19 protein-coding genes are annotated in these 20,839 nt (G+C 61.6%); 4 read left to right on the top strand and 15 right to left on the bottom strand.

Annotated features, from left to right (window positions below; all coding sequences use genetic code 11):
- Positions 1-76 precede the first annotated feature (76 nt).
- Both galU and coaD read right to left on the bottom strand, forming a co-directional pair.
- Positions 77-979 carry a UTP--glucose-1-phosphate uridylyltransferase GalU gene (gene galU, locus FM101_RS09270; protein ID WP_086998693.1) on the bottom strand — a complete coding sequence of 301 codons (903 nt, stop codon included), beginning with the start codon at positions 977-979 and terminating at the stop codon, positions 77-79.
- Positions 980-1,021: 42 nt separating this feature from the next.
- The gene (gene coaD, locus FM101_RS09265; protein ID WP_086998689.1) at positions 1,022-1,495 is read right to left on the bottom strand and encodes a pantetheine-phosphate adenylyltransferase; all 474 of its coding nucleotides are present in this window, start codon (positions 1,493-1,495) and stop codon (positions 1,022-1,024) included.
- A 78-nt stretch (positions 1,496-1,573) separates the two neighbouring features.
- On the opposite strand from coaD, the gene FM101_RS09260 reads away from it, so the two are divergent.
- Positions 1,574-2,782: an aminotransferase class I/II-fold pyridoxal phosphate-dependent enzyme gene (locus FM101_RS09260; protein WP_086998686.1), complete on the top strand. Its 1,209-nt coding sequence runs from the start codon at positions 1,574-1,576 to the stop codon at positions 2,780-2,782.
- The gene (locus tag FM101_RS09255) at positions 2,779-3,570 is read left to right on the top strand and encodes a spermidine synthase (RefSeq protein ID WP_086998683.1); all 792 of its coding nucleotides are present in this window, start codon (positions 2,779-2,781) and stop codon (positions 3,568-3,570) included. The genes FM101_RS09260 and FM101_RS09255 overlap by 4 nt, the downstream gene beginning before the upstream one ends.
- Here FM101_RS09255 and rsmD read toward each other — a convergent pair.
- The 4 genes from rsmD to FM101_RS09235 are packed head-to-tail and all read right to left on the bottom strand — an operon-like array spanning position 3,535 to position 8,366.
- The gene (rsmD, locus tag FM101_RS09250) at positions 3,535-4,116 is read right to left on the bottom strand and encodes a 16S rRNA (guanine(966)-N(2))-methyltransferase RsmD (protein ID WP_086998680.1); all 582 of its coding nucleotides are present in this window, start codon (positions 4,114-4,116) and stop codon (positions 3,535-3,537) included. The two genes, FM101_RS09255 and rsmD, sit on opposite strands and share 36 nt — an antisense overlap.
- Positions 4,117-4,122: 6 nt before the next feature.
- Positions 4,123-6,357, bottom strand: a complete 2,235-nt coding sequence (gene recG / locus FM101_RS09245; RefSeq protein ID WP_281255512.1) for an ATP-dependent DNA helicase RecG — start codon at positions 6,355-6,357, stop codon at positions 4,123-4,125.
- Positions 6,350-7,312 (bottom strand): DAK2 domain-containing protein, encoded by a 963-nt coding sequence (locus FM101_RS09240; protein WP_086998763.1) that lies wholly within the window; start codon positions 7,310-7,312, stop codon positions 6,350-6,352. Before FM101_RS09240 ends, recG begins: the two co-directional genes overlap by 8 nt.
- 22 nt (positions 7,313-7,334) lie before the next feature.
- Positions 7,335-8,366 carry an LCP family protein gene (locus FM101_RS09235; protein WP_241895359.1) on the bottom strand — a complete coding sequence of 344 codons (1,032 nt, stop codon included), beginning with the start codon at positions 8,364-8,366 and terminating at the stop codon, positions 7,335-7,337.
- A 66-nt stretch (positions 8,367-8,432) separates the two neighbouring features.
- On the opposite strand from FM101_RS09235, the gene FM101_RS09230 reads away from it, so the two are divergent.
- Complete coding sequence (locus tag FM101_RS09230) at positions 8,433-8,927, top strand: DUF3515 family protein (RefSeq protein ID WP_342744374.1); 495 nt, start codon at positions 8,433-8,435, stop codon at positions 8,925-8,927.
- A gap of 24 nt (positions 8,928-8,951) precedes the next feature.
- Here FM101_RS09230 and FM101_RS09225 read toward each other — a convergent pair whose 3' ends face one another.
- From FM101_RS09225 to leuC, 6 genes are all read right to left on the bottom strand, one after another.
- Positions 8,952-10,076, bottom strand: coding sequence for a D-alanine--D-alanine ligase family protein (locus tag FM101_RS09225; RefSeq protein WP_086998674.1), 1,125 nt, complete (start codon positions 10,074-10,076; stop codon positions 8,952-8,954).
- Positions 10,073-11,104: an NAD(P)H-dependent glycerol-3-phosphate dehydrogenase gene (locus FM101_RS09220; protein WP_086998672.1), complete on the bottom strand. Its 1,032-nt coding sequence runs from the start codon at positions 11,102-11,104 to the stop codon at positions 10,073-10,075. Before FM101_RS09220 ends, FM101_RS09225 begins: the two co-directional genes overlap by 4 nt.
- The gene (locus FM101_RS09215; protein WP_086998669.1) at positions 11,101-11,880 is read right to left on the bottom strand and encodes a lysophospholipid acyltransferase family protein; all 780 of its coding nucleotides are present in this window, start codon (positions 11,878-11,880) and stop codon (positions 11,101-11,103) included. Before FM101_RS09215 ends, FM101_RS09220 begins: the two co-directional genes overlap by 4 nt.
- Before the next feature lie 7 nt (positions 11,881-11,887).
- The gene (murA, locus tag FM101_RS09210; protein ID WP_086998665.1) at positions 11,888-13,213 is read right to left on the bottom strand and encodes a UDP-N-acetylglucosamine 1-carboxyvinyltransferase; all 1,326 of its coding nucleotides are present in this window, start codon (positions 13,211-13,213) and stop codon (positions 11,888-11,890) included.
- Positions 13,214-13,357: 144 nt separating this feature from the next.
- Complete coding sequence (gene leuD / locus FM101_RS09205; RefSeq protein WP_086998662.1) at positions 13,358-13,960, bottom strand: 3-isopropylmalate dehydratase small subunit; 603 nt, start codon at positions 13,958-13,960, stop codon at positions 13,358-13,360.
- A 10-nt stretch (positions 13,961-13,970) separates the two neighbouring features.
- Complete coding sequence (gene leuC, locus FM101_RS09200) at positions 13,971-15,449, bottom strand: 3-isopropylmalate dehydratase large subunit (protein WP_086998660.1); 1,479 nt, start codon at positions 15,447-15,449, stop codon at positions 13,971-13,973.
- 106 nt (positions 15,450-15,555) lie between these two features.
- Between leuC and FM101_RS09195 the strand changes: the two genes are divergently transcribed.
- Entirely contained in the window at positions 15,556-16,275 is a 720-nt protein-coding gene (locus FM101_RS09195) for an IclR family transcriptional regulator (RefSeq protein ID WP_086998657.1), read from the top strand.
- Positions 16,276-16,291: 16 nt separating this feature from the next.
- On the opposite strand, the gene thiL is transcribed toward FM101_RS09195, so the two are convergent.
- From thiL to FM101_RS09180, 3 genes are read right to left on the bottom strand one after another with little or no spacing between them, the layout of a single operon-like run.
- Positions 16,292-17,356 carry a thiamine-phosphate kinase gene (gene thiL / locus FM101_RS09190; RefSeq protein ID WP_086998654.1) on the bottom strand — a complete coding sequence of 355 codons (1,065 nt, stop codon included), beginning with the start codon at positions 17,354-17,356 and terminating at the stop codon, positions 16,292-16,294.
- Positions 17,349-19,043, bottom strand: coding sequence for a GTPase family protein (locus tag FM101_RS09185; protein ID WP_086998651.1), 1,695 nt, complete (start codon positions 19,041-19,043; stop codon positions 17,349-17,351). Before FM101_RS09185 ends, thiL begins: the two co-directional genes overlap by 8 nt.
- Positions 19,040-20,836 (bottom strand): dynamin family protein, encoded by a 1,797-nt coding sequence (locus FM101_RS09180; RefSeq protein ID WP_086998647.1) that lies wholly within the window; start codon positions 20,834-20,836, stop codon positions 19,040-19,042. The genes FM101_RS09185 and FM101_RS09180 overlap by 4 nt, the downstream gene beginning before the upstream one ends.
- Between the last annotated feature and the right edge of the window lie 3 nt (positions 20,837-20,839).

Raw genomic sequence — 20,839 nt, 5'->3', positions numbered from 1 at the left:
TCAAGTGGATGGTCGTAAGCAAGCAAGTCTAGCGCCATTGGAAGAGAAGACTTGCCCTGTGCAGATGCAACTGGATCTAGGCCTCCAAGGCTGCAACGAACTCCTTGAGCCACGGAACCAACTGTTCGCCGATATCCTGCCGCTCGGCTGCGAGACTGATCACCGCTTGAATATACGAGAGCTTATCTCCCGTATCGTATCTGCGACCACGGAAAATGACTGCGTGCACGCCGCCTCCAGACTGATCCGAAGCTGCGAGTTCCTGAAGGGCGTCGGTCAGTTGAATTTCATTACCACGACCGGGTTCAGTCCGCTCAAGCACTTCGAAAACTGAAGGGTGGAGTACATAGCGGCCGATAACTGCCAAATTAGAGGGGGCTTCCACTGGGTTCGGTTTTTCAACCAATCGATTAACCTTGACATAATCCTCGCCGTCTACGCTAGTGACATCAGCACATCCATAGGCGCCAATTTGCGTCGGATCCACCTCCATCAACGCAATCACAGACCCCCCAGTATTCTGTTGGACCTTGATCATTTCGCTCAAAAGATCGTCCCGTTCGTCGATGAGGTCGTCACCCAGAAGAACAGCGAAAGGGTCATTCCCCACGTGAAGTTTGGCGCACAAAACAGCGTGTCCTAACCCCTGCGGATCTCCCTGGCGAATGTAGTGGATCTCTCCGAGGTCAGTCGCCTCTTGGATCAATGCGAGTTTTTCCGTGTCACCCTTGTCCGTCAAGACTTGCTCAAGATTAGGTACTCGGTCAAAATGATCTTCAAGAGCTCGTTTGCTGCGTCCGGTGATCATCAAAACGTCGTCTAAGCCTGCCTTGGCTGCCTCAGCGACAACATACTGGATGGCTGGCTTATCGACGACGGGGAGCATTTCCTTGGGCATCGCCTTGGTAGCCGGCAAGAAACGGGTCCCCAACCCCGCTGCCGGAATCACTGCCTTGGTGACGCGCTTTGTTTCACTCATGATCCGACTTTACAAGACCGATCCCACTTCGGTCTGCAATCTCTAACGACCATTGCGAAAGCGACTGACGACCGAACGTGGAAGGTACTCTTCCACATCACCACCCAGAGCTTGGACTTCTTTGATCAGGCTTGAAGACAGATGCGTATACCTGTTGTCTGCGGAGAGGAAAACGGTCTCGACACCTGTAAGGTGCCGATTCATAGCTGCCATCGGAACTTCATATTGGTAATCCACCACAGAGCGCAGTCCTTTGACGATGGCGTCGGCACCCACCTCGCGGCAAAATTCTGCCAACAGCCCGTCCCCCATCGGCACGACGCTGATTCCGGCGAGCCCAGAGACAGTTTCACGCGCCATAGCGATCCGCTCTTCTTGATCGAATCGGTACTTCTTGGAGTAGTTTGTCGACACTGCCACCACGACCTCATCGAAGAGGCTACTGGCACGGGCAATGATTTCCACATGGCCCTTATGAATGGGATCAAAGGATCCGGGGCAGACGGCGCGACGCATACGTGCAATCTATCAATTGGAGGCGTCTATGGCCTGCAATAGTCGTCATGTTGGCCGCGTCCTTGCCATACTGAGTCCATGTCCCACAGCTTTCCCTGGCAACGTGCCGCCCATGGCGCAAATCTCCTCGGCCCAGACGGCCACCTGGCAGCAACCATTTTCGAAGAGATCACAGTCCTCGCACGAAAACACGAGGCAGTTAATCTCGGTCAAGGATTCCCCGACACGGACGGGCCCGACTTCATGGCCGAAGCAGCCGCACAAAATATTCGATCAGGTCAGAACCAATATGCACCGGGTCCGGGTATTCCGGAGCTCCGCGAAGCTATTGCAGAACACCAGCAACACTTCTACGGGCTTTCGCCCGACCCGGCGGACGGCGTCGTAGTCACCACGGGTGCTACTGAAGCAATTGCTGCATCGGTCCTCGCCCTGGTCAACCCGGGAGACGAAGTTCTCACCTTCGAGCCCTTCTACGACTCCTACGGAGCCACCATCGCTTTGGCGGGAGGTATCCACCGAACGGTTCCGCTGCGGCTTCCTGATTTCCAGCCAGACCCAGCAGATCTTCAACGCGCCATAACCGACAAAACGCGCATGATTCTGCTTAATAATCCGCATAATCCGACGGGAACGGTCTTCAAGCGCGAAGTCCTCGAACAGATCGTCCAGCTCGCTGAACGTCACGACGTACTGATCGTGTCCGACGAAGTGTACGAGCACCTGACCTTCGGCTGTCAGCACATTCCGGTGGCCTCCATCGATGGCGCTTGGAAGCGGACGATCAGTATTTCCTCGGCTGGCAAGACTTTTTCCTTTACCGGGTGGAAGGTCGGATGGGCGAGTGGACCAGCCGACTTGATTGCTGCAGTCCGCACAGTGAAGCAGTTCCTTTCCTACAGTTCGGGTCCGGCCTACCAACCCGCCGTGGCCGAGGCACTCCGGCTTCCCGACGAATACTTCGCGAATTTTGCGACGGATCTGGCAGAACGCGGCACATTCCTGGCCGACGGCTTGGAGAACGCTGGCATGGGGGTGTATCGCCCTTCAGGCACGTACTTCGTTGTCGCCGATGTGGCACCCCTGGGAATCGACGACGCCGCGGACTTGGCGCGGCGGATGCCTGAAATCGTTGGGGTTGCCGGGATTCCCCTGTCGGTCTTCTGTCACCAGGAGGGTGCCGCTGCTACACGTACGTTGATCCGGTTCGCCTTCTGCAAGCGGCCCGAAGTCCTCGCCGAGGCGACGAAACGGCTGAGTCGGCTGCGTGAAGTAATCACCCGATGAACGTCCCGCACCACAAGACCCATCGCCGCTGGCTGTCCGGTGTCGGTCAGCACGCGGACCTCGTTCCGGACACGTGGATTCCCGGGGCATGGGTTCTCTCGATCGGCGGCGCCGAGCAATCCCACGTCAATCCAGCGGCTCCCGGCGACATCTTCTACGAGTACCTCCGCCGGACGGCAAACCATCTGGATCTACTCGGTTCTCCTGGGAGTCCGCTCAGTGTCCTCCATCTGGGGGCAGGAGCACTCACTTTGGCCCGCTATCTCGACGCAACACGGCCCGGCAGCACGCAGCTTGCCGTTGATTCAGAGCGGGAGCTCTTGGACTTCGTTACCGAGATCCTGCCGTTACCCGCCGAGGCGAACCTTCAACTGATCATCGCTGATGCACGTGATGTTGTCGCTGGGAAACTTGCCGGGGAAACCTTCGACGCCGTCATTTTGGATGTTTTTGCCGGAGCCGACGCTCCGGAGCACTTGCGTGCGGATGAATTCCATCGAGAAATCCGGCGATTATTGACCCCTGCGGGGATTTCATTGGTCAATGTCGGGGACGATCCGCCCTTTGCCTTCATCCGCCAACAGATCCGCGCCATGGAAGAGACCTACCGGCAGGTCACCGTCGCTGCTCCCCAGGATCTATTCGAGCTCCGGGCCCCGGGAAATTTCATTCTCATGGGGACGGATACCGCGTGGGACGGCTCTCGGCTAGACGACTTGCGTGGCATGGGCCCCCACCCCGGCAGTGTCCTTTCAGGCGTCGATCTTGACGACCTCCGCAAACCATAGGGTCGTCTCCCCGTATTTTTTCGTCGACAGTCCGGCCAGCTCCGCCGGCCACGAAGGTTCAGGGGAACGTGAGGAACGTTCCAGGACCACCAACGCCCCCTCGTTCAAGACAGGCACCAACGCCAGGAGCGTGGCCGAGAGCTCGGCGTCAGTCAGAGGGTAGGGCGGGTCCATGAAGACCAGGTCCCAGCCACGCCCCGACTCGGTTTCCGCTGCCAAAAACGTCTTGACTGACCCGCGCCGGGCCGCGATAACTTCGCGGCGCAGGTGTTTGTTGACTAACGCGGCATTGGCTTGGCACACCGCCAAAGCCTTGGGAGCTTGTTCAACGAGCACTACTGCTCGAGCTCCCCGACTGGCTGCCTCAACGCCGAGTGCGCCGGAGCCAGCATAGAGGTCCAGAACACGAGCGCCGTCGAGTTCGTCCTGGCTTTCCAACCTCGAGAAGAGTGCTTCCTTCACACGATCGGTCGTCGGTCGCGTGGCGTCACCCGGTACGGAGGTGAGGCCCAGTCCCCCGGCTGCACCGGCAATAACACGTCCCATATGCAGTTAACCTCGTTCCAGAAAAGCTTGCATGTCATCATCCACCCAGCTGTGCACCAGTTGGCGCAGTCCCGGGTGCGCGGCGAGCCCTCCGATGCTTTCAACGATTTTTTCGGCATCAGTTCGGGCTGCCGTGATGATCTTCCGGTCACGGACGACCCGGAGGATCTTCAGGGTGTTCTGTGTTCCCGATTGTCTGGCCCCCAGCACGTCTCCTTCGCGGCGTTCGGCCAAATCAACTTCTGCCAGCTCAAAACCGTCGGTGGTTTTGGCCACGGCTGCGAGTCGTTGCAAGGAAGGGTGCTCCTGGGGCAGCCATGACGCCAAGAGACAGGTCCCTGGCAGGCCGCCACGGCCAACGCGTCCGCGCAGCTGGTGCAACTGCGACACACCGAAGGAGTCGGCATCAAGGATCACCATGGCGGTGGCGTTGGGGACATCGACGCCTACTTCGATGACCGTAGTGGAGATCAGGATTCCGGTCTCCCCCGATTCGAATCCTGACATTGAGGCTGCCTTCTCTTCGGTCGTCATCCGACCGTGCAGCGTATCGATGCCTACCCCGTTGAAAAGCGGCATGTTTGCCACACGTTGGTACATCTCCTCGACGGTAGCCTTCGGCGGTGCAGGCAGACCGGGCAGATTAGCGCCTTCAGATCCTGTGTCCGAGCCCATAGCTTCGGAGCCGTTCAGCCCCGGAGCCATGCCTTCTTCCGTCGCCTGTTCGGAGATGCGCGGGCACACCAAATAGACCTGGTGTCCCTGATCAACCTCTTCTCGCATGAGAGCAAACATTCGGTCGCGGTAGCGTTCGTCATGGAGGTCAACGACATAGGTACTGGTCGGGGCCCGGCCGGCCGGCAATTCCGACAACGTACTGATCTCCAGGTCCCCAAAGACCGTGATCGCGACGGTTCGCGGGATAGGTGTTGCCGTCATGACCAACATATGGGGTTGAATGCTTCCCTTGGCTCGCAGGGTATCTCGTTGTTCGACGCCGAACCGGTGTTGTTCGTCGACAACGACGAATCCCAGTTCGGCGAAGATCACGTTTTCCGATAGCAATGCGTGGGTGCCGATCAGGATGCCGGTTTCCCCGGAGGCAACCCTGAGCAGGACTTCCTTGCGCTGTGCGGCGGGCATGGAACCAGTGAGCAGATCCACGCGTGTCCCGTTAGGATGCCCGTCTAGCTGCCCTGCACGTCCTAGTGGACCCAGCATCTTGGAGATGGAAGCATAGTGCTGCTGCGCCAGGACCTCTGTCGGTGCCATCAACGCCGTTTGTGCCCCGGCATCGATCACCTGGAGCATGGCCCGCAACGCCACGACGGTCTTACCTGACCCGACCTCTCCCTGGAGCAGACGGTTCATCGGTCGTTGACGCGCCAGATCCGCTGAAATTTCCATCCCGGCCCGGATCTGGCCTTCGGTGAGCGTGAACGGCAGAGCTGCTTCGAAGGCATTAAGTATCCCGTCGACTCCCCCGACCCGAGCGGTAGCTGGCTGGCGGAAGCGGTGCGCCCGGCGCTCAGCCAAGGCCAGCTGGAGAACCAATGCCTCGTCGTATCGGAAGCGTTTCTTCGCCGCTTCACCATGGGCGACCGTATCCGGCGCGTGGACCGCGTGTAGGGCTCGTGCGAGCTCGGGAAGGCGGTGTTGCTCGCGGAGTGATTCGGGCACCGGATCTGGGTATGTCGTCGATGAGACGCCAGCCAACACCAGGTCCATCATGCCCCGCAGTGCCTGGCTACTGACCGCAGCGGTCGCCGGGTAGATGGGGATCGGCCGGGGTTCGGCGTCCTCTGCGGTTTCCAAGAGTGCGTACTCGGGTTGGGCTAGTTGAAGTGTCTGCCGGTAGGCACCGACTTTTCCACTGAACATGGCCACGGTTCCGTGGGTCAGTTCCTTGGCAGCCTTGTACCCGTTGAAGAAGGTCATGTTGAGTCGGCCCTGCGTGTCGCCGAGTTCGTCCTCGACAGCTACTTGCAGGAGCATCCCTTTGCGTCGTTGCATTCTGCGTTGTTCCGAGGAGACAACCCGGGCCACCACGGTCACGGTTTCACCGAACGGAAGTTCGTCGATACGCGTCAGTTCACCCACGTCGAGATAACGTCGGGGGAAGTGGTGGAGCAGTTCCCCACAGGTTTCGATATGAAAGGCCTTGGCCACTGCGTCGGCTGCTCGACTTCCAACTGCCGAGCGCAAGGGTGTTTCCGGACCGAAGGACGTTGAGTCAACCACTGTGGGTGCACAAGTCCGTAATAGAAACGTTGACCGGTTCACCGGCCTCACGGATGGCTTCCAGCGCGTCTTCTGCAGCAGGAACATGGACGTGGACACGCCAGCGATAGGCTTCGTTGGGCCCATTGACCGCGCTCATGATGACCGAGTTGCCGAGCGAGTCGAGCCGGGCACGCAGCGTGGCAGCTTCCAAGGCTCCCAACGTGATCGTGCACATCACTTCGACGCCTTCCTCAGTTGAGGACGTGGCATGAATGTGGGGATCCTGGATCCCGTACCCGTGTAACGGGGTATAGCGCGATTCCTCAGGTTCTTCACCCGTCAGCGCTGCACACAGCGTATCGAGGACCAGCAGCATACCCACGGCTCCGGCATCCACCACCTTGGCTTTGGTCAGCGCCCCGAGCTGGTCTTCAGTACTGACCACGGATTGGATCGTTACTTCCTGCACGGCAGTCAGAACCTCGCGCAGGTTTGCTCGACTGGACGGATCGGCAGTCGATTGTGCCACCGCGCTACTTGCCGCCCGAGCCGCGGACTCCGCCACGGAGAGCATGGTCCCCGGAACCGGGTCGCTGAGCGCGGACCATGCCCGGACCCTTCCACGTTCCAGGGCGGCGGCGAGCAAGGGGCCGGTCAATCGTGGCTGTCCCAGCAGCGGTTCTGAAAAACCGATAAGGAATACCGAAAGCAGTGTCCCTGAATTACCGCGCGCCGATTCCATTCCGGCTCGACCTGCCGTCGCCAGATACTCGCCGAGGTCCTCTGATTCCAATACCGACACCGCGTCGTGGGCAGTTCGCGCGGTCAGGTAAAGATTGGAGCCGGTATCCCCGTCAGCTACCGGAAAGATATTGATAGCGTCCAGCCGGTCGCTATGGTTGGCCAGGGCCCCGACCATCGATTCGAGCCAGGTGGCTGCTGCGGGCACCCCTGAAGCGATCTTGGCGGTCATGTTCGTTCCCCTTACGGGTTGCTTAGAGTCCGTGTGACTGGACGAATTCGCCGACTTTGTCATCCTTGAGTGCGGTGGCGAGTTCATCGATCGCCGCGTCGTCAGGGACAACGATTGATTGGCCGTCGTTGGACCAACCGGTGCCCTTATTCGGCAGTGTGAAGAAGTGCATGTCCCCACTTCGCACACGAGCCAGAGAGGCGCCCAATTTACCAACCTCGACCGCGCCGAATTCATCGTCGACGGCGATATATGGCGAGATTTCATCGACCACATCGGTCATCTTGGCCGGGTTGGCCAACGTTTTCGGAGTCAACACCTTCCCCACGACAGCCTTGATAAAGGTCTGTTGGTTCTTCACTCGCTGATAGTCGCCATCCTTGAACGACTTTCGCTCGCGGACAAAGGCCAAGGCCTTATCTCCTTCGAGATGTGTCTGTCCTTGAGTGAAGTCATAGTGTCCGTACCCTGACGTGAAATTCGATGGCACGTTGACATCGACACCACCTATCGCCTCGGTGAGCCCCTTGAAGCCTTCCATATCAATGGAAGCCACATGGTCAATACGCGTATCCAAGAGTGTCTCCAGCGTCTGGACCGCCAGCGGGACTCCACCGTAGGAGAAGGCTGCGTTAATCTTGTGGCTGCCCTTCCCCGGAATCGGCACCCAAGTATCGCGCATAATCGAGGTGACGAAAACGTTCTTTCGGTCTGCCGGTACGTGGATCAGCATGATGGTGTCAGATCTGCCGGCATTGGGGACACCCTTGAGGTTCTCCGAGTCACCGGATCCGCCTCCAGAGTCGCTGCCCAGGAGAAGAATGTTGGAGGCCCCATTGGCCGACTTCTCAGGGCGGACTGAGTCCGAAGGGAAAGCCGACTCGATTTTTGCGCTGTGCGAATCGAAGTTCTTGGCGAGCATGAAGACGTATCCACCGGCGACCAGGGCGGCAATCACGACCAGTGACAAGAGAGTGATGATGGTCGCTCGTACCGGGTGCTTCGTCTTATGTTCGGGTTCACCGAACGCCAAATCCATGTTCTCTTGGGACATGTCAGCCTTTCATCGCCGTGGTTGCCGTCTCATCTTAGCCGTGGCACCACGGGTTAGAGTGGAGGTGTGCGTTTGCCTGTTGATTTATTTGTTCAGCGCCGGGCCCTCCCGGCGGTCGTTGTCCTTCTCGCGGGCCTATCATTGGCAGGATGTGCCAGTCCCGCTACCGTGCAGCCGGCCGATGACGCAGCGAATCCACTCTGCGCTGACATGATGGTCGCGATGCCGGATGAGCTGGCCGGCTACAAACTTCGCCCCACGACCAGTCAAGCAACGGCAGTCTGGGGGGACCCTGCGAAAATCATCCTGCGGTGCGGCGTCAATGTTCCGGGCCCGACGACGGATCAGTGTGCCGGCGTGAACGGTGTGGACTGGGTGGCCAAGGAGGGTGAGGTCGCATGGACGTTGACCACCTACGGCCGGACCCCCGCCACCGAGGTACTCTTCAATCCGGATGAAGTGCCTTCCAGTTCCGTGCTGTCCCAGCTTGGATCCGCCGCCGAGCGTATTCCCGCTCAAGGAGGGTGCAGCACCCAAGACACCTCCGAGGACCTGCCGTAGGTTCCCGAAGGGAACCACCGGGTCCTAGCGGAGACCGGTTTTTCGGTTCACGGCCAACCAGATCAGTTCGTCGACGAGTTCCGCGTAGCCGATTCCGGTCTCCCCCCAAATACGCGGGTACATGCTCACCGGGGTGAAGCCGGGCATGGTGTTGATCTCGTTGATGATCCAGCGGCCATCATCGGTGTAGAAGAAGTCGACCCGGGCCAGGCCTTCACCACCGATCGCGTCGAACGCGATGGAGGCCTGTTCCCTGATGATCGAGATCTGGTCTTCAGGTAGAGCGGCCGGGCAGGTGAGCTCCGCGGCTCCCCCGTCCACGTATTTGGCGTTGAAATCGTAGAAGGTATCGGCCCCGGCCGTGACCTCGATCTCTCCGGGCAATGAGGTCCGCGGCGCGTCGGAGCCGCGTCCTTCGAGCACACCGCATTCGATTTCACGGCCGGCAATGCCCTGTTCGATGATGACCTTCGGATCGTGCTCGCGCGCCGCGTCGATGGCGTGGACGAGTCCGGCTTCGTCGGAGACGCGGCTCACGCCGACCGAGGATCCTGCGCGCGCAGGTTTCACGAAGAGGGGGTATTCAAGACCCGACAGCCGGCCCAGGCAGACTTGCCGGTCCCGCAGCCATTCCTTATCGGTGATGACCTCGTAGGGGCCAACTTCCAACCCAGCTGCCTCGAAGACGAGTTTGGCGAAGTGCTTATCCATCCCGATGGCGCTGGCGGCAACGCCGGAGCCCACATACGAAACGTCGGCCATTTCCAGCAGCCCTTGGACCGTGCCGTCTTCGCCGAAGGATCCGTGCAGCACGGGGAAGACGACGTCGACTCCACCGAGGCTGCGCATGGCCCCGGATTCGCTATGTCCAATGAGTTCGGTCGCCTCATTGGTATGGGAGAACTGCAGGGACTCTCCACTGGGTTTGATTTCCGGAGCGACGCCGGAAGACAGTGACCAAGACTCCGGGTCGGCTTCTTCAATAGTCCACTGTCCCTGACGGGTGATGCCGATAGGAACGACCTCGTACTTCTCAGGGTCCAAAACCCGGAGGATCCCGGCAGCAGTCACGCAGCTCACGGAGTGTTCCGGCGACCTGCCGCCGAAGAGCAGCGCGATCCTTGTTTTTTTGCTGTTGGTCGCACTCATGAGCCTTCTCCTTCGGATTTAAGTTCCCGCCCCAGCAGGCGTTCGGCCATCGCTGACACCGTCAGTTTTCCTTCGAGGACCATGACCACGGCCTCAGTGATCGGCATTTCCACGTGGACGTTTCGGCCCAGGTCCAAGACGGCACGAGCGGATTTGATGCCCTCGGCGGTCTGCGTCATCGTGTCGTTGACATCCTCGAGGGTGAGCCCGTTGCCGAGGTGCCGCCCTGCCGTGCGATTGCGCGAGAGCGGGGAGGAACAGGTAGCTACCAGGTCACCCAGGCCGGCCAGCCCCGACATGGTCTCCAGTTTTCCGCCGATGGCCAGGGCCAACCGTGTGGTTTCGGCCAACCCGCGGGTGATGACCGAGGCTTTGGTGTTGTCCCCCATGCCGCGGCCATCGCAGATGCCCACGGCCAAGGCGATCACGTTCTTCACGATGCCGCCGATTTCGACGCCGATGAGGTCGGTATTGGTGTACGGACGGAAGTAGTCAGGAGAGCAGGCATTGGCGATCCATGCTGCCGTGTCACCATCCGGGCAGGCCACCACCGAGGCGGTTGGTTCTTCACGGGCAATTTCCATGGCCAGGTTCGGGCCGGAAACGACGGCAATTTCGTCCTGGTTTCGGCCGATTTCTTCCGCGATGACTTCCGTCATCCGTGAGTCGGTCCCCCGTTCGAGGCCCTTCATCAAGGACACGATGACCGCACCGGCAGGGATGAGGCCTACGACTTTTCGTAGCTGTTCGCGCAGCTGTTGGGCTGGCACCGCCAGCACCACCATGTCGGCACCGGCTAGGACGGCACCGGCATCCGCAGAGGCAGTGATATTGGACGGAAGGACGGTTTCCTTCAGGTACGTCGAGTTCGTATGCCTCGAGGTGATTTCCTCGGCAACCTCAGCACGGCGGGCCCATAACTGGACCGTGGTTCCGTCGTCGGCGCAGGAGTCTGCCAGGACCTTGGCAAAGGTTGTTCCCCAACTTCCGGCTCCGAGGACGGCAATCTTCTGCGGTGCTGGCCTCATGCTGCCCCTCCTGGTCGGTCGTCTTCGTTGCGGTTTTTGTCTTCGGTGTTCATTCGTCCGGTCGCCGTCTGCCCATGCGCAACCGGGTCCCATGGTTTCTCTGGTGGCTGCTCGCCACGGAGCTCGCCCACCTCCGCCGATAGGGCGGCAATAATGCGCTGTGTCGCCTGGTCCAAAACCGTGCGAGTCATCGGTCGGTCTCGTAGATCGTCGAGGTCCACGGGCTGGCCGGCTCTGACATACACGCGCTTTCTTGGGAAGATGCTCAACGTCTTGCCGTAACGGGGCAGGACCTTTTGCGCGCCCCAATGTGCGACCGGTACCACCGGCGCCCCGGTCTGCAACGCCAGCCGGGCCGCACCCGTGCGTCCACGCATGGGCCATTCCTCGGGATCCCGAGTCAGGGACCCTTCGGGATAGATGATGATCACGTCCCCAGCATCGAGTACTTCCTTCGCAATGGCTAATGATCCGCTGGCACCCGCAGTCGCCCGGGACACCGGCACCTGATGGGAGGCCCGCAGGGCAGCACCCAGAAGCGGAACCTTGAAGAGCGACTCTTTCGTCAGATAACGCGGCAGGCGACCTTGGTTGTAGAAGGCATGGCCCACCACTACCGGGTCGATCTCCGTGACGTGGTTCGGGCAAGCGATAAAGCCCGCTACTGGCAGGTTATCGAAACCGATCCACGTCTTGGCCATCAGCACGTTCATCAGGGGCCTGGCAATTCCGGCCAGGATCCCGAAGACCAGTCGCTGTCCCCGTTCTTCCTTCATCCGGGCCCTAGAGGATTTCGCTGATTTCGACGCGTGCTCCGAGGCCCTGGACCTTTTCCAGGAAACGCTCGTAGCCACGGCTAATCAGCTCGATCCCGGTCACATGGCTGGTGCCGTCGGCGGCCAAGGCTGCAATGAGGTGTGAGAATCCGCCCCGGAGGTCGGGGATGTCGATATCGCGGCCCACCAGCTGCGACGGACCGGTGATGACCGCCGAGTGCTTGAAGTTTCGCTGTCCGAACCGGCAAGGAACCGCACCGAGGCATTCGCGGTGCAATTGGATCGTTGCTCCCATGCGCACGAGGGCTTCGGTGAATCCAAACCGGTTTTCATAGACGGTCTCGTGGACGATCGACACGCCATGTGCCTGCGTCAGGGCAACGACCAAGGGCTGCTGCCAGTCGGTCATGAACCCGGGGTGGACGTCGGTTTCAAGAACCAGCGGCTTCAATTCCCCCCCGGGGTGGAAGAAACGGATGCCGTCGTCATGGACCTCAAAGTCACCACCGATCTTGCGGTAGGTGTTCAAGAAGGACGTCAGGTCCTGTTGGTCTGCCCCCTCGACGTAAATGTCTCCGCGCGTCGCCAGTGCGGCCGAGGCCCAAGAGGCACTCTCGTTGCGGTCAGGGATGGCGCGGTGGTTGTAGCCATGGAGCTCGTTGACTCCCTCGATGCGGATGACCCGGTCGGTCTGGACGGTGATGATGGCGCCCATCTTCTGCAAGAGCGCGATCAGGTCCATGATTTCAGGTTCCACCGCTGCGCCGGTGAGTTCGGTTATACCTTCGGCCCGGACAGCTGTCAGCAAGACCTGCTCGGTGGCGCCGACGCTCGGGTAGGGCAGATCCACTTTGGCGCCCTTGAGTCCGTGGGGGGCGCTGATTGAAATGCCATTGGCGCGTTTATCGACCACGGCACCGAAATTGCGGAGGACTTCCAGATGGAAGTCGATCGGCCGGTCACCGATCCGGCAGCCTCCAAGGTCGGGAATGAAGGCTTCCCCGATGCTGTGGATCAACGGGCCGCAAAAGAGGATGGGAATGCGCGAGTCCCCGGCATGGGCGTCAATCTCATTGGATGGGGCCGTTTTGGCACCCTGAGGATCGAGGGTGAGATCACCGGATTCAGGGTCCTTCTCAACCGTGACACCGTGGATCTGCAACAGACTCGTGACGACGTCGACGTCCTTGATCTCAGGGACGTTGCGCAGTACCGAGGGGGTGTTCCCCAAAAGAGAGGCCACCATTGCCTTCGGAACTAGATTCTTGGCCCCCCTGACCTTTACTCTCCCCTGTAGCGGGACACCGCCGTGGATAGTCAGGACCTTGCCCATGTATCAAAACCTCACACTTGTATGGTTCTTCGAGTTCTCCGAAGGTTCTCGGCAAGCATACAGCCACCACCCCTGACGACCCTTGAACGCGCGGCGGTTCGGCGTGCGCGATTCGCTGTCGGCTGAAGCGATGCCGGTCTACGCTCAGGAATACTTTGCTGGCAGCGTTTTCGGCTTCCAGCTGGGCCGGGTCTGCTCATAAGAGGTGATCCCCGGTTCCTGCTGCAGGGTCAGCCCGATATCATCCAGGCCCTCCATGAGCCGCCAGCGGGTGTAGTCATCGATATCAAACGGCGCGACAATCGATCCGCAGCTGACCGTCCGTGATTCCAGGTCAACGGTGACCTGGGACCCCGGGTGGTTGTCGAGCTCCTTCCAGATGAGCTCTATATCGCCTTGGTCGACTTGCGCAGCGACGAGGCCCTGCTTACCTGAGTTGCCGCGGAAGATGTCGCCGAACCGCGATGAGAGGACGGCACGAAATCCGTAGTCTTTCAGCGCCCAGACGGCGTGCTCGCGTGAGGAACCGGTACCGAAGTCCGGACCAGCCACCAGGACCGAACCATGAGAGAAGGGGGCTTGGTTCAGCACGAACTCAGGATCCTTGCGCCAGCGAGCGAAGAGTGCATCGTCGAAGCCCGTGCGGGTGATCCGCTTGAGATAGACGGCGGGGATGATCTGGTCGGTGTCAATATCAGACTGCCGCAGCGGAACGCCGATGCCCGTATGTGTGGTGATCTTTTCCATATCTACTTCCTTAGGCTGCTGAGGCGGCTGCGCCGTCGGCTGGTTCCAGGTCCGAGGGAGAACTCAGGGTTCCCCGGATGGCGGTGGCTGCTGCTACGAGCGGTGAGACCAGGTGGGTGCGCCCGCCTTTGCCCTGACGGCCTTCGAAATTGCGGTTGGACGTCGAGGCACATCGTTCGCCTTCGGCCAACTGGTCGGGGTTCATCCCCAAGCACATAGAACAGCCGGCAAAGCGCCATTCGGCTCCAAACTCCTTGAAAATCTGATCCAGTCCTTCGGCTTCGGCTTCGAGGCGGACGCGTGCAGAGCCAGGGACGACGATCATGCGGATGTCGGGATCCTTTTCCCTGCCGCTGATGATGTTGGCTGCCGAGCGCAGGTCTTCCATGCGGGAGTTGGTGCAGGATCCCAGGAACACGGTGTCGACCCGGATGTCTTTCATCGGTGTGCCGGCCGCCAGGTCCATGTAGGTCAGGGCCCGTTCGCAGGCGGCGCGGGCGTTCTCGTCCTCGAAGTCTTCGGGAGCCGGGACCGATTCGGAGAGGGAAACGCCTTGGCCGGGGTTGGTTCCCCAGGTGACGAAGGGTTCGAGGTCATCGGCGTTGACGTTGACCTCGGCGTCGAACCGGGCGTCATCGTCGGTGCGCAGCGTTCGCCAGTAGTCGACCGCGGCGTCCCAGTCGTCGCCCTGTGGGGCGTGCGGGCGGCCTTCGAGGTAGTCGAAGGTGATCTGGTCGGGGGCGACCATGCCAGCGCGGGCGCCGGCTTCAATCGACATGTTGCAGATTGTCATGCGGGCTTCCATGGACAGCGCACGGATGGCCGAGCCACGGTATTCCAACACGTACCCTTGGCCCCCGCCGGTCCCGATCTTGGCGATGACGGCCAAAATGATGTCCTTGGAGGTCACCCCGGTGCGCAGGGTTCCCTCGACGTTGATGGCCATCGTCTTGAAGGGTTTCAGCGACAGGGTCTGGGTGGCCATCACGTGTTCGACTTCGGAAGTACCGATGCCGAAGGCCAACGCGCCGAAGGCTCCGTGGGTGGAGGTGTGGGAGTCCCCGCACACCACGGTGACGCCGGGCTGGGTCAGGCCCAGCTGCGGTCCAACGACATGGACGATCCCTTGCTCCTGATCCCCGAGCGAATGCAGTCGCACGCCGTACTCGGCGCAGTTCGACCGCAACGTCTCGATCTGGGTCCTGGAGGTCGGATCGGCAATCGGCTTATGGATCTCCAGCGTCGGAGTGTTGTGGTCCTCGGTGGCAATGGTCAGATCAGGCCGGCGCAACGGCCGACCGGCCAGCCGCAGCCCTTCGAAAGCCTGCGGCGACGTCACTTCGTGAATCAGGTGCAGATCAATGTAGATGAGGTCCGGACGGCGTGCCGAGCCTTCTCCGCCACCTTCTTGGACCACATGTGCGTTCCAGACCTTTTCGGCCAGCGTCTTCGGCGTGGTGGTGGCCGTGGACCGTTCCTGTTCAGACATTGGGTTCCTCCTGGATTCTTCCCTTAGATCTAGGACACCACCAGCGGCACTCCACGCGCTAGCAGAATAGCGTGCATCTCAAATGGTGAGACGCTAGTATCAATAGATGGACACTTCTAGCGGGGTCGGCGTCATCGACAAGGCAGCTCTGGTTCTCGATTCACTCGAGGCTGGACCCATCAGTTTGGCTCAATTGGTTGCGGCCACCGGGCTCTCACGCCCCACCGTCCACAGGTTGGCCCAGGCGTTGGTCCACCATCGGCTGGCGGGCAAGGACATCCACGGCCGGTTCATGCTCGGCAGCCGCTTGGTGGAACTGGCATCCGCCGCTGGCGAGGACCGTCTCATCGCCGCTGCCGGCCCACTCCTGGTCCAGCTCCGCGATGCCACCGGTGAAAGTTCACAGGTATTCCGCCGTCAGGGTGAAAACCGGGTCTGTGTTGCCTCAGCCGAACGTCCCGTCGGGTTGCGCGACACCATTCCCGTGGGCACCCAACTGTCCATGAAGGCCGGTTCGGCGGCCCAAGTCCTGCTGGCGTGGGAAGACCACGAGAGGCTGCTGCATGGGCTTAACCAAGCGCGGTTCTCCCCCACCATTCTCGCGGGTGTGCGGCGGCGAGGATGGGCCCAGTCCCTGGGCGAACGCGAACAAGGCGTGGCTTCCGTCTCGGCACCGGTCCGCGGCCCCTCGGGCCGGGTCATCGCCGCCGTGTCGATCTCCGGTCCTATCGAACGTCTCGGCCGTCAACCGGGCAAGGCTCATTCGGAAATCGTGTGCCGGATGGCAGCCCAGCTCAGCGAGGCGCTGAAGAAGCCGACCGCCTAAATCAGCTCGCCTCCTCCTATCCACTGAAATGGTCGAATCCGGGGGAGGACTCCCCCGCGGACCCGGAAGGATACGGCGCGCCATCCAGCGAGATGCATTGCCGTACGTCCTGGTCACCACTTGCGCGGCCCACCCGGCCCACGCGCATGAATCCCGAAGGCAGTGCTGCATCTGGGGGAAACGTTGCCAGCAACCCGTGGTCCTCTCCCCCGGAGAGAACCCAATTCAAGGGTTCCTGTTCCATGAGTTCCGCGGCGGCCCCGAGATCTATGCCTTCGCGTTCCATGGATCCGATGATGGCCCGTAGTGAGGTGGATTCCAAGTCAATGGACACCCCGCTGGCTTCGGCCAGTCGTCCGGCATCACGGGCCAACCCGTCGGAGATATCCATCGCCGCGGTTGCTCCAGCCGCTGCCGCCCGGGGTCCCGCGGATAAGGGAGGGCGTGGCCGGAGCTGTCGTTCAACCAGAGTTGCGCACGACGGATCGAGAGCGGTGAAGTCATGCTCGGACTCCAAAAGGGCCAGCCCGGCGGCAGCGGCGCCCAGAACTCCGGAGACTGCCAGGATGTCTCCAGGACGGGCCCCGCTCCGCAGCAGCGCAGGGCCGGGAATCGAGCCGGTCAAGGCGGCCGTGATCGACAGTTCACTCCCCGAACTCAGGTCGCCTCCAGCTAGTGCGCATTGGTCGGCGCCGAGTTCCCTGACCGCTGCCGAGAAACCGTCGGCGATTCCCTCGACCCACGCCACGGGTGTCTCCGGAGGAAGCGTCAGGGAGATGACTGCGGCCGTCGCTACAGCCCCCATGGCGTTGACGTCTGACAGGTTCTGCGCCGCAGATTTCCATCCGACGTCATATCCGCTGCTCTGGTACCCGTTGCGCCAGTTGAGACGGAAGTCTCGATCCTGGACGAGGGTATCGATGGTAACGACGAAGCGTCCTCCCGGAGCGTCGATAATGGCGGCGTCGTCCCCTGGCCCCAGCAGCATGCTGGCTCCGCGCAGACGTGGCAGGATCCGTTTAAGGACACCGGCTTCACCGAGTCCGGCCACCGTCTGTTCCTGATCCGATGTTTCAGCCACGGGCCCTCCGAACGGCGGAGCTGAAGGAGTTGAAACGCCTGACTTCCTCGCTCACTGGTTCCACAATTGCGTTCTGTGCCACGTGGGCGATGGAGGCCTTGAGCCTCTTACCCGCTGCGCGTGCCCTCCCGGAGGCAGCGGCCCGAGCCAGGAGGCCGGTCGCGAACCCGAGGACAATACCCAGCAGCACTCCCCCGGCCAGCATCAAGGTCGGGACGGGAAGGCCTTCAACCCGGGGGGCTGGCGGAGCGTCGAACTGCAGATATCCCATGACCGCCAACACGGCCAGCCATCCGGCCCCGGCCAGGGCCACGGCCAACGCCGACCACTGCACCACGGAAACAACCGGCCACCACCAGGACCCCCGTCCTGCCGAAATGTCCGTAGAAGCGATCGCCTGATCCAGCGCATCCGGCAGCTCCTCCGAACTGGCACGGGCGGCACGCCGGATCGATCCCCGCCAGGCTTCGGGAGCGCCCTGGCTCGCCCCGTCGGCGAAGGCGCGTACGGCGGAATCCGCCTGGGCACGTTGGGCAGCACCGGGGGACGGGAATGACGTCCTGTTCACTGCAGGATTGACGTCTCGACTGCGCAGATTCAGACGGCGCAAGGGGTCGGGGCGAAGCCGGGACAACCAGCGGGTCACCGGCCATCCGGTCCGGGCGCGAGCCTGGAGACGGTAGGAGGTCCGCGCGGCGGCAACCACGGTGTCCACTCCAGCAGCTTCTGCCAAATGATCAGCCAGACGTCGCTGCTCGGCACTGCCGGGCTCGCTCAGCCCCCTCCCGATAGCCATCGCCGGGTCTCCGCGCCACCCTGCTTTGGGATCCGTTGTTGAAGGTGATTCTCCGATGAGGCCGTCCGCGGCAGCGGCGACGTCTTGAAGCAGCCGGTCCGTTGCCGCTGATCGTGCGACGACGACGTCGGCGATGGCTTCGCGTAGCCCGTCGATGCCTTCACCGGTCTTCGCCGAGACGGCATGGACTCGCGGACGGCGGAGCCCATCGGCCTCGAGGATGCCGTGCAGGGACTCGATCACTGCTGCACGATCCGAAGAATCCAGGAGATCAATCTGATTCAAGACCACGAGCGTGATACCAGCATAGGCGGCCAGCGGGCGGATGAATTCGTGATGGACCGCGGCATCGGCGTATTTCTGTGGATCGAGCACCCACACGAGGACATCTATCTGCCCGGCAAGTCGCTCGGCGGTTTCGCGATGTGTTGCCGTCGTGGAATCAAAGTCCGGAAGGTCCACGAGGATCAATCCGCTGGCTACCCCGCCTCGGCGTCGCATCAGGCCACTCTTACTCGTTCCCAGCGGTTCATCAAGTTGGTGGCGCTCTGGAACCTGCAACCAGTCCAGAAGATCATCACTGCCCGCTGCGTGCCATACCCCGGCCAGAGGCACGCTGGTCGTCGGACGCGTGGCAGCAGTTCGAGCCAGTTCCCTACCAGTCACTGCGTTGAAGAGCGAGGATTTTCCGCTGCCGGTGGCCCCGAAGAATCCAACGACGGTGTGTTCGGCTGACAACGACCTGCGGGTGGAAGCCTGGTCGAGAACGATCCCCGCCCGCTCTATATCCGCCGCGGGGACCCTGCCCGTGCCAAGCTCGGTGGCAGTCTGGAGCGCTTCGAGTCGTTCGATCAACGGCGTGGTGGCTGTGTCCTTCCCCCGGCGGCTCATGACGTCGCCTCCGGAGTGGTCTGCGCCAGCTGATCCAGCCGCATGGACAAGTCCTTCAACCGAGCGATCTCCTCCGTCGTTGGAGTGTCTTCCAGCAAGGTCAGGAATCGTGAGCTTTCCTCGGCGAGCAGTCCTTTGACCCGCCGCTCGAGTCCTTCACGTGCCGTTTTCGCTAGTCGCCGGACGGCGTCTTCCCCGAAAATGGATTCCAGTAGTTTCTGACCGACGACGGCGGTGCCTCCAGCAATACCCACCTCGAGTCCTGTCAGACCGGCGGTGGAAGCGAAGACCACGACCATCAATGCCACGGCGACACCGTTGACGCCGAAGGAAACCATCCGGGCGGTAAAACGCTTTCCGGACCCTTCTGAACGTATCAGGGCCAGTAACTCGTTTTGCCAGTCTCGGATTTCCGCGGCGACACGATCGCTGAAGCCTTCGGAGGTCGACCCGTAGTCGACGGTACCGATGAGCGATCGGGCGGCGGGGTCGGATCGCCAGAAAGCCTCTGATTGCTCGGCTGCCTTGGCCGCTTCGTCCACGATGACGGCATGCAGCCCGGATTCGATGGCTTCCTCGACGGTGCTGACCGGCTGAGGCTTGCCCGTGAAGAAAGCTCCAATGCGGTCACGTACCTTGCCGATGCCCGATTCCAGCGAGCGGAAGAACTCTCCGGTCCCTACGAAATCTTGCCACCGGGCCAGAACTTCGCCGCGCAGCAGCGTCCCTTCAAAGGTGGCATGACCGATGCGTTCTGCGGCGGCCGCATAGGATTCGGTGACGTGACCGGCCAGCTGGCGGCTGGAGTCGTGTTGTTCTTGTTGTGAAACGGCAATTGCCGCGGTGCGGCGGCCAAGGGTCGCGACCACCCCGGTCAGCGTCTTGCGGGCGATGGCTGCCCGGCCGGCGCTGTCTGCGGCGATACCGGCCAACCACTCGCGGAGGGGTGCCACGGCCTCCGCAGCGAGCATGCCGTCCCCGTCGAGCTCGGATTCCTGGACGACGAAGAGCCCAGCGGTGTCCAATCCCTGTCGGTCGAGCATGGCGCGCAGGTCTGCAGCAACCTCGTCTTCCACCCCCGACGGGACACGGTCCAGCACAATGGAGAGGGTGATGTCGCGGGATGCTGCATCTGCCAGGAGCCGCCACGGCACGGCGTCGGCGTACCTATTGGCAGTGGTCACGAAAATCCACAGGTCGGCTGCCGCGAGTAGTTGTCCGGCCAATTGCCGGTTGGCGTCCGACACCGAATCGATGTCAGGTGCGTCCAGCAAGGCAATGCCCTGCGGGATGTTGTTGTGCCCGAGGAGAAGCAGCGATGGCCCGCCCACGGGGCCGACGCTTTCACCTTTGCCCGCCACCGTCGCGGTCGCAGCCCCCTGAATCTGCCCACTAGGCTCGACGGTCCCAGTGATCCGGGGTAGCCCGGGCAGAATCCGGTCACCGTCGAACCACTCCCTCTCATCCGGATGATGAACCAGGATGGGCTGACGTGTCGTCGGACGGATGGCTCCGGCCCGCGTCACCGGATGGCCGACCAACGCGTTGACCAGCGTGGATTTGCCGGCCCCTGTTGACCCACCAACCACCGCCAGAAGTGGAGCGTCGAGGCTGCGGTACCGAGGCAGGATGTAGTCATTGAGTTGGACGGCGGCATCGTGCACGCTGCTGCGCACGCTGTCGGCCCCTGGGAGGTCAAGTGGCAAGGACACCACCTCAAGGGCAGACCGGCACTCTTGGAGGAGTCCGAGGGCCGGTGGTCCCGTTTGGCCGTCGCTGTCGAGGGAAGTCACTAC

This window comes from Arthrobacter rhombi (assembly GCF_900163545.1).
Taxonomy (GTDB): domain Bacteria; phylum Actinomycetota; class Actinomycetes; order Actinomycetales; family Micrococcaceae; genus Arthrobacter_H; species Arthrobacter_H rhombi_A.
Note: the sequence above shows the minus strand (reverse complement) of the source record. Positions and strands in the feature narration are given on the sequence as shown.